We start from the raw sequence: 12,946 nt of genomic DNA, 5'->3' as shown, positions 1-12,946 counted from the left end.
TCCGAAAGCGCTTGCCTGCTCTGGCTGCAGCCTGCCTCGTTGTGCTCCTGGCCGGCTGCACGGGCGGTGACGGCGGAGGGCCCACCGGAAGCACGACCCTCCCGGAGACAAATGACGTGCGGGTGCCGGACGTCGCCGAACGCCTTGAGCTTCAACTGAGCATCCCCTGGTCCGCCGTGTTCCTGCCGAACGGAACGGCCATCATCTCCGAGCGCGACACTGCCCGCATTATGGCAGTGCCGGCCGGAGGGGGCAGGGAAGCCGTAAGCCTTGGTGAAGTTCCAGGGGTGGCGGCCGCCGGCGAGGGCGGCCTGTTGGGACTTGCACTGTCCCCCGGCTTTGCCTCCGACCGCTACCTGTACATGTACTTCACCGCACTGGAGGACAACAGGATTGCCAGGGCAAGGGTGCAGGAAACCGGTGACGGTGGACTGTCCCTGGACCGGCCGGAGGTCATCTTCACCGGCATCCCGAAAGCCACCACCCACAACGGCGGCAGGATCCGCTTCGGCCCGGAAGGATTCCTGTACGTGGGGACGGGCGACTCGCAGCGGAGGGACCAGCCGCAGGACCCCGACGCCCTGGGCGGCAAGATCCTGCGGCTGACGGCCGACGGCGGTCCGGCGCCGGGCAATCCCTTCGGCAACGCCGTCTACAGCCTGGGCCACCGCAACGTCCAGGGCCTCGCCTGGGACAGCGCGGGACGGCTGTGGGCCAGTGAATTCGGCCCCGACGTCAATGACGAACTGAACCTGATCGTTGCCGGGGGAAATTACGGCTGGCCGGCGGTGACCGGCGCACCCCGCCGCCCCGAGTTCCAGGATGCAAAGGTCGTGTGGCCTTCAACCAGCGAATCGTCCCCCAGCGGCCTGGAGATCGTGGGATCCACCGCCTACCTCGGGGCGCTCCGGGGCCAGCGGCTGTGGACGGTGCCACTTGCGGGCGAGGAAGCCGGGACGCCTGTGGGCCATTTCACACGCCAGTACGGCAGGATCCGCGACGTCGTACGGACTCCGGAGGGCGGATTCTGGCTCCTGACCAACAACGAAAACCCTGATTTGGTGCTGGTTTTGCCCCCGTTCTCCTGATGCGGGAGCAGTCCAGGGCTCCGATTTCACATGGGCAAAAAGTTCGTGTAGAGTTTCATGTCGTTGCGGAGATCAACGGGGAAAGAAAAGCCCGATGATCACAGCAAATAAGATGCACCTCTAGCTCAATTGGCAGAGCAATTGACTCTTAATCAATGGGTTCCGGGTTCAAGTCCCGGGGGGTGCACCACTGGGAAAACAGCCTCCGGCTCGCGGAAACGCGAACCGGGGGCTGTTTTGTTGTGTGCCACATTGCAGGCGAATCTTTTGACATTCATTCCAAGTTTTCGCTTCCTGCTGCTGATCCTCAACAGGAGACCTTCGTCCGCCTCCACCAGACACCTGATGACCACCAAAAAAGGCGTGACCGCAGCTGAGAAGCTGTGGCCACGCCTGGGCGCTGGAGGCGCCGGTTTAGCGTGTTGACGGCGAGTTCTCTATCAATGCTCCCTCGCCGGGAGAATTGGCGAACTGGCTTGCGAGTTCCCGCACCACTGCCTGGAGCTCCTGCCGCAGCAGGTCCGGATCGATCGAGGCTGACGCCAGCACGGACCGTTCCATTTCCACCGCCGCCGCAACCGCTTCCTTGCCCTGCTCGGTAAGGGACACAACGTGGCTCCTGCGGTCCGAGGTGCTGCGGACCCGGACAATGTGCCCGTGGGCCTCCAAGCGGCTGAGCGTCTTACCCATAGTCTGGGCCTGGACGCGAACGTACTGCGCCAGCTGGGCTTGCGTCATGGGGCCCTGGGCATCCAGGACCTCGATGGCTATAACACCGGCGTGGGTGAGGCCGATGGCGCCAAGTTTTTCGTTCCAGGAGTGTTCGACGAGGCGCGCAGCAGTGGACAAGAGGCGCCCCGTGGGCCAGTGATCCATATCAGGCATAGCAGCCAGTATAGCCAAATAGGGATTAGCGCTGGTTCCCGGTGCTTACTAGGCTGGTGTGTCCCGCCTGCAACTAGGAGAAAAACATTGGCTGAAAGACTCGCTACCGGAGACGACGCGCCCGGTTTTACATTGAAGGATTCGTCAGGCACCGACGTCAGTCTGTCCCCCCGCCCGGGCCGCCACACCATTGTGTACTTCTACCCGGCGGCCGCCACACCGGGCTGTACCAAGGAAGCGTGCGATTTCCGCGACAGCCTGGCCTCCCTCCAGTCGGCTGGCTACGACGTCCTGGGCATCTCCCCCGATCCCGTGGAAAAGCTTGCAAAATTCGCAGCCAAGGAAGGCTTGGGCTTCCCTTTGCTCTCGGATACGGACCATGCGGTTGCCGAGGCATATGGCGCCTGGGGCGAAAAAAAGAACTACGGCAAGACCTATGAGGGGCTCATCCGTTCCACCATCGTGGTGGACCCGGACGGGAAGGTTGCTCTTGCCCAGTACAACGTCAGGGCCACAGGCCACGTAGCCAAACTTCGGCGGGACCTGAACCTGGGCGCCTGACAAAGATCCGCTAAGCCGGGGCCCTGCCGCGGCGACGCTACAATGGACACTGGCATCCGCCGTCGGGCCCTTTGGGGGCAGCAGCGGCCGGAAGCCCTGCGCGAGTGGTGAAATTGGCAGACACGCAGGATTTAGGTTCCTGTGCCTTCGGGCGTGGGGGTTCAAGTCCCCCCTTGCGCACTGTATGGTCCCCCGGCTGTGGCCGGGGGACCTTCGCATTTAACGCTCCTTTCGCCCCGCTCCCTCCGCCCGCCCCCTTCAGCGAGGTCCAGAAGGGGAATCCGGGCTCCGCCGAAAAACTCCAAGGAATTTACCCATCCACATCCTGCCGCCGGCCGAATAGACAGTGAGACACCAGCCAAGGGCAGGTGCCCACCAGCAAGTTTCGAATGACGCCGCAGGCACCACGCCCGCGGCGGGTAGATGCCACAACCAAGGAGAACCGACATGCAGACCATCAAGCGCACAACCTTCACCGTCGCAGGCGTTGCAGCAGCAGCCCTGTTCAGCCTGACTGCCTGCGGCGGGTCCGCAACCACCACCGCCTCCTCCGCCCCGGCAGCCGAGCCGTCCGCGTCCAGCATGGCCCCCTCGCCGTCGGCCAGCACCTCTGCCGCGGCCATGGACCCGGCCGCCAACCTGGTTGGCCCGGGCTGCGCTGCCTACGCCGAGCAGGTCCCCTCCGGCGCAGGCTCGGTTGAGGGCATGGCCCTTGACCCCGTTGCCGTCGCGGCATCCAACAACCCGATCCTCACCACCCTCACCTCGGCAGTGTCCGGGAAGCTGAACCCCAAGGTGGACCTCGTGGACACCCTGAACGGTGGAGAGTTCACGGTCTTCGCACCGGTGGATGACGCTTTCGCCAAGATCGATGCGGCCACCATCGAAACCCTCAAGACGGACGACGCGCTCCTGAGCAAGATCCTCACCTACCACGTGGTTCCGGGCCAGATCACTCCTGACATGATTGCCGGCACCCACGCCACCGTCGAGGGCGGCAGCGTGACCGTTACCGGCAGCGGCGACGAGCTCAAGGTTGACGACGCCAACGTGATCTGCGGCGGCGTCCAGACCAAGAACGCCACCGTCTACCTGATCGACTCGGTGCTGATGCCCAAGTAGGCACCAGGCAAGCCAGTTCCTTCCGGTAAAGCCGGGGGCCGTCCGAAAGGGCGGCTCCCGGCTTTTCTGCCCTGGCGGGAACCTGGCGGGAACCGTCCCTCCGGTTCCAGGTACCTCCAAGGAGCTTCTATTAGACTGGGCTCCGGCCCGCACGCGGCGGAGCCGGCAAAATCCCGAGGTGATAATCGAGTGCCCAGCAGTACATCGCGGCGGACGGTCATCAAGACCGGCGCTGTTCTCCTCGCCCTGGGCATGACCTCGTGCACCGCCGTCCCGGCCCCCTCGCCCTCCTCCGGCTCCCCCAGCACAACTGCCGCTCCCGAGCCCGGCGCCACCTTTAATTTCGGAACCGCAGCCCAGCCGCTAGGCCTGGATCCAGCCCTTTCCAGTGACGTTGAGTCCCAGCGCATCACCCGCCAGATCCTCGAAGGACTCGTGGGCGTGGACCAGATCACCGGGCAACCCACACCACTGCTCGCCACGGAATGGACCGAATCCAACGAAGGCCGCTCCTACACGTTCAAGCTCCGGACCGACGTTGTGTTCCAGGACGGAACCCCGTTCAACGCCGACGCCGTGTGCACCAACTTCAACCGCTGGTTCGCGTTCTCCCCCGACATAAGGCGGCAGGCGCCCGGCAGCTCCTTCAAGGGAGTCTTCAAGGCCCATTCGGATGAGCCGGAGCTCTCCATCTTCAAAAGCTGCACGGCCGAATCCGCGGACACGGTCCGGATAGACCTCACCCAGCGGTTCACCGCCTTCCTGCAGGCCCTCACCCTGCCTGCCTTCGCCATCGCCTCACCGGCAGCCCTCGCCGCGGGCACGGCTGACGTCCTGGACCAGAACCGCGGCGGCCAGCCCGTGTCATTCTTCGGGACCAATCCGGTGGGAACCGGGCCGTTCAGGCTCGCCTCGTGGGACGAAGGCAGTGTCACCCTAACCACCAGTACCTCCTATTGGGGGGAACGCGGCCAGATTGCCACCATCAACTTCGTGGCCTACGACCACCCGCAAGCCAGGCTCCAGGCCCTGCTGGACGGCAAGATCGACGGCTACGATGCCGTGACGGTGGGCAACTTCGACCAGCTGGTCAAGCGCGGAAAGCAGATCGTCCAGCGTGATCCGTTCTCCGTGATGTACGTGGGGATCAACCAGGACATTCCCGTGCTCAAGAATTTGAAGGTCCGCCAGGCCATCGAAATGGCGATCGATAAGGAAACGCTGATCCGCCGGTTCTTCATTGACAACACCGCCAAGGCCACGCAGTTCGTCCCGCCCAAGATCAGCGGCTTCAACAACGACGCCCCGGCCCTGGGCCATGACCCCGCCAAGGCCAAGGAATACCTCGAAGAGGGCGGGTACGCCGGTGAGGAGCTCAAGTTCTACTATCCCCTGAACGTCACCCGCCCCTACCTGCCCACACCCGAAAAGGTGTACGCCGAGATCAGCCGCCAGCTCACCGCCGTCGGGCTCAACATCCGTCCCGTGCCGGTGGACTGGGCGGACGGCTACCTGCAGAAAGTGCAGTCCCCCGGCGACCACGCGCTCCATCTGCTCGGCTGGAACGGCTCCTACTCCGATGCCGACAATTTCGTGGGCCCCCTCTTCGGGGAAAGGAACGGCGAGTTCGGCTACCACGACCCGCAGGTCTTTTCGAAGATCAACCGGGCGCGCGGGCTTCCGGAAGGCGAGGAACGGGATGAGCAATATCACACCATCAACGCCCAGATCGCAGCGACCGTACCGGCCATCCCCGTCGCCTTCCCCATCTCCGCCCTGGCCCTGTCCGACCGCGTACTGAGCTATCCGGCGTCCCCGGTCTTAAATGAAGTTTTCACGAAGGTGCAACTAAAGCCTTGACGGAGCGGCCCAATTTCAGTATGTCCGCTGCCCGGGGATATTCTGTGACAGCCAGAGCCGCTGCAATCGGAGACTGATCGTGACCTTCATTTCCAAGACCCCACATGCCGACGTCGTCCTGATTGGCGGCGGCATCATGAGCGCCACGCTGGGGGCATTCCTCAAGCAGCTTGAGCCGGACTGGACCATCTCCCTGTTCGAACGGCTGGACCAGCCGGGGCTGGAAAGCTCCGATCCGTGGAACAACGCCGGAACCGGCCACGCCGCCCTCTGCGAGCTCAACTACTCCCCTGCAGCCAAAGACGGCTCAGTGGACCCCTCCAAGGCGCTGCTCATCAACGAACAGTTCCAGCTTTCCCGCCAGTTCTGGTCCCACCTGGTGGACCAGAAGCTGATCGGATCCCCCAAAGGCTTCATCAACACCGTGCCGCATATGAGCTTCGTGATCGGCGAGGACCACACCCGGTTCCTGCGCGCGCGTTACGAGGCCCTCAAGCCCCACACGCTGTTCCGGAGCATGGAATACTCCGAGGACCACGCCCAGATTGCCAAGTGGGCGCCCCTGATCGTGAAGGGGCGCGACCCGAAGCAGCGCGTTGCCGCCACGCGCGCCGCCGAGGGCACCGACGTCGACTTCGGGGCACTGACGCGGGAGCTGACCACCTACCTCGGGAACAACGGCGTCGAAATCAACTACGGCCATGACGTGACGGGCATCTCCAGGGCGTCCGACGGCGGCTGGAACCTTTCGCTGAAGTACCCCAAGTCCGGTGAGCACAGCAAGATCCACGCCAAGTTCGTGTTTGTCGGCGCAGGCGGCGGCGCCCTGCACCTGCTGCAGGCCTCGGGCATCCCGGAAAGCAAAGGCTACGGCGGGTTCCCGGTCTCCGGGCAGTTCTTCCGCTGCACCGACGAAACCATTGCCGCGCAGCACAGCGCCAAGGTCTACGGCCAGGCATCGGTGGGCGCTCCCCCCATGTCCGTGCCGCACCTCGATACCCGGTACGTTGGCGGCAAGCGGTCGCTGCTGTTCGGCCCCTACGCCGGATTCTCCACCAACTTCCTGAAGAACGGCTCATACCTGGACCTTCCGCTGTCCATCAGGCCCAGCAACATCATTCCCATGCTGGCAGTGGCCAAGGACAATATGGACCTCACCGCCTACCTGGTGAAGGAAGTGGCCAAGAAGCACGCCGACAAGGTGGAGGCCCTGCGTGAGTACTACCCGGAGGCCAAGGACGGCGACTGGGAACTGATCACCGCCGGCCAGCGTGTACAGATCATCAAGAAAGATCCGCAGAAGGGCGGCGTGCTGCAGTTCGGCACTGAAGTGATCGCCGGCCGCGACGGTTCGATCGGCGCGCTCCTGGGCGCATCGCCCGGAGCATCCACTGCGGTACCTATCATGATCGAGTTGCTGAAGAGGACCTTCCCCCGGAACTTCAAGGGCTGGCAGCCCAAGCTCAAGGACATGATGCCCGGCTACGGGGTCAAGTTGGACGAGAACCCGGACCTGGCTGTCGAGCTGGAAAAGGCGACGGCCGCATCACTTCAGCTGGAGAGCGTTTCCGCCAACCACTGACCCTGCCGGGGCCGGCGGCCGGCACCTTCGGGTCCGTATCAGTCCCTCAACCCCACAGGAGATCATGCGATGTTCCGGCTGGCACAACTTTCACTTGCGAACCGGGCCCTGATCGCACTGATCACAGTCTTCGCCTCGGTCTTCGGCGTGATCACCATGTCGTCGCTGAAGCAGGAACTCATCCCCTCGATCGAGTTCCCGCAGATCACGGTGCTGACCGCCATGCCCGGCGCCTCCCCGGAGGTGGTGGACAAGCAGGTGAGCGGGCCGCTGGAGACGGCGCTGAACGGCGTGGAGGGGCTGGAATCCACCTCCTCCACGTCCCGCAACGGCGTCTCGCAGATCACCATGGTGTTCACCTACGGTTCGAACCTGGACCGTGCGAGGAACCAGATCGACCGCGCCATCTCCAACGCCAAGCGGTCCCTGCCGGAGGATGTCCAGCCGCAGGCAATTGCCGGCAGTATCAGCGACTTTCCCATCGTTTTCCTGGCCGTATCCTCGGACAAGACGCTCAGCGAGCTGAACGCAGACCTCCAGCGGCTGAGCGTGCCCCGGCTGCAGAAGATCGACGGCGTCCGCGGCGCTGACGTGACCGGCGGCGCCTCCCAGCACATCGAGATCCTTCCGCGCGGTGACGCCATGGCCGCGGCGGGTGCGAGCATCACCTCCATCCGGGACGCGCTGGAGAACAACGGTTCTCTGATCCCGGCCGGCACGCTCGAGGAGCAGGGCAAGACGCTCTCGCTGCAGATCGGCAGCCCCGTGGATTCCCTGACGGCCATCGAGGCGCTGCCGCTGGGCGGAGCCAAAGACGGAGCCACCATCGGCAGCGTGGCGGACGTGTCGCTGAAGGATGACGAACGGACATCCATCACGCGCACCAACGGGGAGGAAACCCTCGCCGTGTCCGTGACCAAGAAGCCCGAAGGCGACACGGTGGGCATCTCGCACGCCGTGCGTGACTCGCTGGACGAACTTGAGGCGGAACTGGGTTCGAATGCCAGGTTCACTCCGGTGTTCGACCAGGCACCCTTCATTGAGAAGTCCATCAAGGACCTCACCACCGAGGGCCTGCTGGGCCTGGGCTTCGCCGTTGCGGTCATCCTGGTGTTCCTGATGTCCACCCGCTCCACGCTGGTCACGGCGGTCTCCATTCCGCTCTCGCTCCTGATCACCTTCATCGGCCTGTCCGCCACCGGATACTCCCTGAACATCCTGACGCTGGGTGCGCTCACCATCGCCATCGGCCGCGTGGTGGATGACTCCATCGTTGTGATCGAGAACATCAAGCGGCACCTGAGCTACGGCGAGGACAAGGTCTCTGCCATCCTGACCGCCATCAGGGAGGTGGCCGGGGCCATCACCGCCTCCACCCTCACCACCGTGGCGGTTTTCCTCCCCATCGCTTTTGTTGGCGAGCTCGCGGGAGAGCTGTTCAGGCCGTTCGCCCTCACTGTCACCATGGCGCTGCTGGCCTCGCTGCTGGTCTCGCTGACCATCGTCCCGGTACTGGCCTACTGGTTCCTGAAGAACACCGGTGCCGCAGGCGCGGGGGCGGCAGCTCCCGCAGCCGCCCGGCGGAGCGCGGACGAGGCCCGTGCCAAGGCATTGGAAGCTGAACAGCGCAGCAGGCTTCAGCGCGGCTACCTGCCAATCCTTACCAAGACCCAGAAGCATCCGGTGATCACGCTGGTGGCCGCCGCCCTGGTCCTCGGTGCCACCGCCGCCATGACGCCGCTGCTGGCCACCAACCTCCTGGGCAATTCCGGGCAGAACAGCCTCACGGTCCGCCAGGTCCTGCCGGCCGGCACCACCCTCGCCGACACCAGCGCGGCAGCCATCCGGCTGGAGGAAGTGCTTCGCGGCATCGACGGCGTCAAGGACATCCAGGTGACCTCGGGCAACGCCCAGGCAGGTTTCGCCGCGCTGACCTCCACCGGCTCGTCCAACTCCACGTTCACCGTGGTGACGGATGAAAAGGCGGACCAGGAACAGCTGCAGGAGACGGTGCGCAGCGAACTGGCCAGGGTGCCCGATTCCGGCAAGATCTCGGTAGGGACGCAGCAGGGCGGTTTCGGCACCTCGTCCACCGTGGACATCACCCTCAAGGCGGCCAGCTCTGCCGACCTCCAGGAAGCCAGCGACACCATGGTGGCGGCGATGACCGGCGTGCCGGGCACCAGCGAGGTGGCGACCAACCTCGCGGCCAGCCAGCCCGTGGTCCAGGTCAGGGTGGACCGGGCCAAGACGGTAGCCGCCGGGCTCAACGAGGAACAGGTGGCCGGGGTCCTGGCGTCCACCATCAGCCCCATCCCGGCCGGAGAAGTCCGGATCGACACCAACGACTTTCCTGTCCAGATCGGCCAGGGCACCAGGTTCACCAGCATCGACGCCGTCCGTGGCATTCCCGTTCCGGCGGCGGGCGGGCCGGTGCCGCTGGGAAGTATCGCTTCCGTGGAACAGGTGGATGTGCCGGTGTCCATCACGGCCAGCAACGGCCAGCGCACGGCACGTGTGTCCGTAACGCCGTCGGACTCCAACCTGGGTGCGGTCAACGCGGAGGTCCAGAAGCGGCTGGCGGATGTCCAGCTGCCACCAGGGGTCACCGCTGATATTGGCGGTGCCACCACCCAGCAGCAGGAGTCCTTCCAGCAGCTCGGGCTGGCCCTGCTGGCGGCCATCGCCATCGTGTACGTGATCATGGTGGCCACCTTCAAATCCCTCATCCAGCCGCTGATCCTGCTGGTATCGGTCCCGTTTGCAGCCACCGGAGCCGTAGCACTGCTCCTGGTGACAGGCGTGCCCCTGGGACTGCCTTCGCTGATCGGCATGCTCATGCTGGTGGGGATCGTGGTCACCAACGCCATCGTGCTGATCGACCTCATCAACCAGTACCGGCAGCCCCGGGACGGCCGGCCGGGCATGAACGTGGCGGATGCGATCACGCACGGGGCACGGCAGCGCCTGCGCCCCATCCTGATGACCGCGCTCGCCACCGTGTTCGCGCTGACGCCCATGGCCTTGGGCCTCACCGGCGGCGGTGGCTTCATCTCGCAGCCGCTGGCGGTCGTCGTCATCGGTGGGCTGATCTCCTCGACAGCCCTGACCCTGGTGCTGGTGCCAGTCCTGTACAGGCTGGTGGAGGGCCGGCGTGAAAAGAAGGCGCTGCTCCGGGATCTCCAGGCCCGCCACGACTTCGGGCCCGGCCCGGACGTTGATGAGGAGTTCAGGGACTGGACGACGGGCATGGTTCCCAAGACCAGCGGCCGCCGCGCCGCTCCGGGCGGCCCCGCCTAAAGACCGGCCCGGGCCCGCACGGGCTTCACGGAATATTTTCCCAAGGGATGCGTTGTACCCTGCGGTAGATGCAAATGCATCTAAATTGGACTATACTGGGACCAAGCCCGGAGAGTCCACGAAGGGAAAGGCACATCATGCAGATCGGTGTTTTCAGCGTCAGCGACATCACCACAGACCCCACCACGGGGCAGACCCCCACCGAGAACGAACGCATCAAGGCGTCGGTGGCCATTGCCAAAAAGGTCGAGGAAATCGGGATGGACGTCTACGCCCTCGGCGAGCACCACAACCGCCCCTTCTTTTCCTCCTCCCCCACCACAACCCTGGCGTACATCGCGGCCCAGACTGAACGCATCACGCTGTCCACGGCCACCACGCTGATCACCACCAATGACCCGGTGAAGATCGCAGAGGACTTCGCGATGCTCCAGCACCTGGCCGACGGCCGTGTTGACCTGGTCCTGGGCCGCGGCAACACCGCGCCGGTGTACCCGTGGTTCGGCAAGAACATCCAGGACGGAGTGGAGCTGGCCATCGAGAACTACAGCCTGCTGCGGAAACTGTGGGACGAGGACACGGTGAACTGGTCCGGCAAGTTCCGGACGCCGCTGCAGAACTTCACGTCCACGCCCCGACCGCTGGACGGCGTCGCCCCCTTTGTGTGGCATGGCTCCATCCGCACGCCCCAGATCGCCGAGGTGGCGGCCTACTTCGGTGACGGCTTCTTCGCCAACAACATCTTCTGGCCCAAGGAGCACTACCAGCAGCTGATCGGCCTGTACCGCGAACGCTACGAGCACTACGGCCACGGCAAGGCAGACCAGGCCATCGTGGGCCTCGGCGGACAGTTCTTCATGCGGAAGAACTCGCAGGACGCCGTCAAGGAATTCCGCCCGTACTTCGACAACGCGCCGGTCTACGGCCACGGCCCCTCACTCGAGGACTTCACCTCGCAGACGCCGCTGACGGTGGGCAGTCCGCAGGAAGTTATTGAAAAGACCCTGACGTTCCGGGAGTACTTCGGCGACTACCAGCGCCAGCTGTTCCTGATCGACCACGCGGGCCTGCCGCTGAAAACCGTGCTGGAACAGCTGGATCTGTTCGGCGAGGAGGTCCTCCCCGTCCTGCGGAAGGAGTACGCGGCCCGCAAGCCGGCCCACGTTCCCGAGCCGCCCACGCACGCCGGCCGGGTGGCCGCGCTGCTGGCCGCCCAGGACGCGGAAAAGTCCGCCGCGGACGCGTGATGGCAGGCAAGAGCGCGGAGTCGCCGGTGCGGCTCGCCGCAGAAACCTGGGAGTCGCTGTTCCGGGCCCAGGTTGCGGTGATGCGGAAGCTGCAGTCCGGCCCGGCCTTCCGGAAGCTGGCAGTCAATGAGTACGACGTCCTGTTCACCCTGTCCCGGTGCCCATCCGGCTGGCTCCGGCTCAATGAACTCAACGACAACGTCCTGTTGAGCCAGTCCAGCCTCAGCCGGCTGGTGGAGCGGCTTGAGAAGCGGGGACTCATCGCGAGGATGCCCGCGCCGGAGGACGGCCGTGGTGTCCTGCTGAAGCTGACGGACGAGGGACGGGAACTCCAGAAGGAGATTGGCCGTGAGCATGTGCGCGACATCTCCGAACTCATGGGCCCGGCCCTGACACAGGCGGAACAGAAGGAACTCATGCGGCTCACCACCAAGCTGCGGAGTTCCCTGGGCCCGCGGCCGCCCCGGCAGGACCCCCGCTAGCCCAGGGCCACGAGCCTGGCGGGGTCCTCCACCGGCAGGCTGCCGTTGACCACGGCGGTGACCTGCATCTGGCTCAGGCTCAGGCTTCCGCCCACCGTGGACAGGAATGCGGTGTCGGCCGAGTCCCGCCCGGCCGTGATCCGCAGCATCGACTCGCGCGGGGCCAGGCCCGTGGGATCGATCACGTGCCATCCGCCTTCCACGTAGGCCTCTGCGACGGCATGGAAATCCATGGGGCTCAGGCCGGGGGCGTACACGGCGGCCAGGCGTGCTGGAATGTCCTTGGACCTCAGCAGCGCAATGGCCAGGTGGGCGAAGTCCCGGCAGACGCCGCGGCGGCTCAGGAGGGTTTCCACGGCGCCGTCGGTCCCGCGGGAGGAGCCGCTGATGTAGCGCAGCTCGCCGTTCACCCAGTTCCGCACGGCGTGCAGCAGCTCCCCGCCGGTGGCTCCGTCGAATTCCGCGTACGCGGTGGGCAGAAGGCGGTCCGACTCCGCGTAGCGGCTGGGCCGGACGTAGCGGATGCGGTCAGCAAGTTCCGCCTCCTCAGGCTGCGCCTTTCCGGCGACCGTGGCGGAGTACTCCACGACCACCTCGGACGGTTCCGCGAACTCCATGTAGTGGAGCCGGCCGCCGTGGTGGTCCGGCACCTCGCTCACGGGAACCTGCGCGCCGCCGGCCGTTATGGACAGGTTTTCCTCGAAGGACGAGTAGCCGGGGTTCCTGGCAGCGGCGATGGCCATGGCCACTTTGGTGTTGGGTGTGGTCTTGAAGACCAGGCGTGCGGAAACAGTGCGTTCCATGATTCTCCGGGGGTGT

10 protein-coding genes and 2 tRNA genes are annotated in these 12,946 nt (G+C 65.2%); 10 read left to right on the top strand and 2 right to left on the bottom strand.

Annotation, left to right across the window (positions count from 1 at the left end; all coding sequences use genetic code 11):
• The first annotated feature begins 11 nt into the window (after nt 1–11).
• Together AC6CHP_RS04090 and AC6CHP_RS04085 are read left to right on the top strand one after the other, a co-directional pair.
• Nucleotides 12–1,088, top strand: coding sequence for a PQQ-dependent sugar dehydrogenase (locus tag AC6CHP_RS04090; protein ID WP_498228258.1), 1,077 nt, complete (start codon nt 12–14; stop codon nt 1,086–1,088).
• 114 nt (nt 1,089–1,202) lie between these two features.
• A tRNA-Lys gene (locus AC6CHP_RS04085) sits at nt 1,203–1,278 on the top strand.
• Nucleotides 1,279–1,502: 224 nt separating this feature from the next.
• Here the strand turns inward: AC6CHP_RS04085 and AC6CHP_RS04080 are convergent.
• Nucleotides 1,503–1,964 (bottom strand): MarR family winged helix-turn-helix transcriptional regulator, encoded by a 462-nt coding sequence (locus AC6CHP_RS04080; protein WP_188728229.1) that lies wholly within the window; start codon nt 1,962–1,964, stop codon nt 1,503–1,505.
• 96 nt (nt 1,965–2,060) lie between these two features.
• Here AC6CHP_RS04080 and bcp point away from each other — a divergent pair, with 96 nt between their 5' ends.
• The 8 genes from bcp (at nt 2,061) to AC6CHP_RS04040 (ending at nt 12,127) form a co-directional block, all read left to right on the top strand.
• Entirely contained in the window at nt 2,061–2,534 is a 474-nt protein-coding gene (gene bcp, locus AC6CHP_RS04075; protein ID WP_498228257.1) for a thioredoxin-dependent thiol peroxidase, read from the top strand.
• 98 nt (nt 2,535–2,632) lie between these two features.
• Nucleotides 2,633–2,714: transfer RNA gene (locus tag AC6CHP_RS04070), tRNA-Leu, on the top strand.
• A 267-nt stretch (nt 2,715–2,981) separates the two neighbouring features.
• A complete protein-coding gene (locus AC6CHP_RS04065; protein WP_188727963.1) occupies nt 2,982–3,656 on the top strand; it encodes a fasciclin domain-containing protein in 675 nt (224 codons plus the stop codon).
• A 189-nt stretch (nt 3,657–3,845) separates the two neighbouring features.
• Nucleotides 3,846–5,516 carry an ABC transporter substrate-binding protein gene (locus AC6CHP_RS04060; RefSeq protein ID WP_498228256.1) on the top strand — a complete coding sequence of 557 codons (1,671 nt, stop codon included), beginning with the start codon at nt 3,846–3,848 and terminating at the stop codon, nt 5,514–5,516.
• A 79-nt stretch (nt 5,517–5,595) separates the two neighbouring features.
• A complete protein-coding gene (locus tag AC6CHP_RS04055) occupies nt 5,596–7,098 on the top strand; it encodes a malate:quinone oxidoreductase (RefSeq protein ID WP_377193254.1) in 1,503 nt (500 codons plus the stop codon).
• 69 nt (nt 7,099–7,167) lie between these two features.
• Nucleotides 7,168–10,398, top strand: coding sequence for an efflux RND transporter permease subunit (locus AC6CHP_RS04050; RefSeq protein ID WP_498228255.1), 3,231 nt, complete (start codon nt 7,168–7,170; stop codon nt 10,396–10,398).
• A gap of 137 nt (nt 10,399–10,535) precedes the next feature.
• The gene (locus AC6CHP_RS04045) at nt 10,536–11,645 is read left to right on the top strand and encodes an LLM class flavin-dependent oxidoreductase (protein WP_188727958.1); all 1,110 of its coding nucleotides are present in this window, start codon (nt 10,536–10,538) and stop codon (nt 11,643–11,645) included.
• Nucleotides 11,645–12,127 carry a MarR family winged helix-turn-helix transcriptional regulator gene (locus AC6CHP_RS04040; protein ID WP_104184868.1) on the top strand — a complete coding sequence of 161 codons (483 nt, stop codon included), beginning with the start codon at nt 11,645–11,647 and terminating at the stop codon, nt 12,125–12,127. Before AC6CHP_RS04045 ends, AC6CHP_RS04040 begins: the two co-directional genes overlap by 1 nt.
• On the opposite strand, the gene AC6CHP_RS04035 is transcribed toward AC6CHP_RS04040, so the two are convergent.
• Nucleotides 12,124–12,930: a transglutaminase-like domain-containing protein gene (locus AC6CHP_RS04035; protein ID WP_188727956.1), complete on the bottom strand. Its 807-nt coding sequence runs from the start codon at nt 12,928–12,930 to the stop codon at nt 12,124–12,126. The two genes, AC6CHP_RS04040 and AC6CHP_RS04035, sit on opposite strands and share 4 nt — an antisense overlap.
• Nucleotides 12,931–12,946 lie beyond the last annotated feature (16 nt).

The sequence above is a fragment of the Pseudarthrobacter sp. GQ63 genome (genome assembly GCF_059758765.1).
The sequence above is the reverse complement of the archived record's forward strand: the minus strand, read 5'-3'. Positions and strand labels throughout refer to the sequence as shown.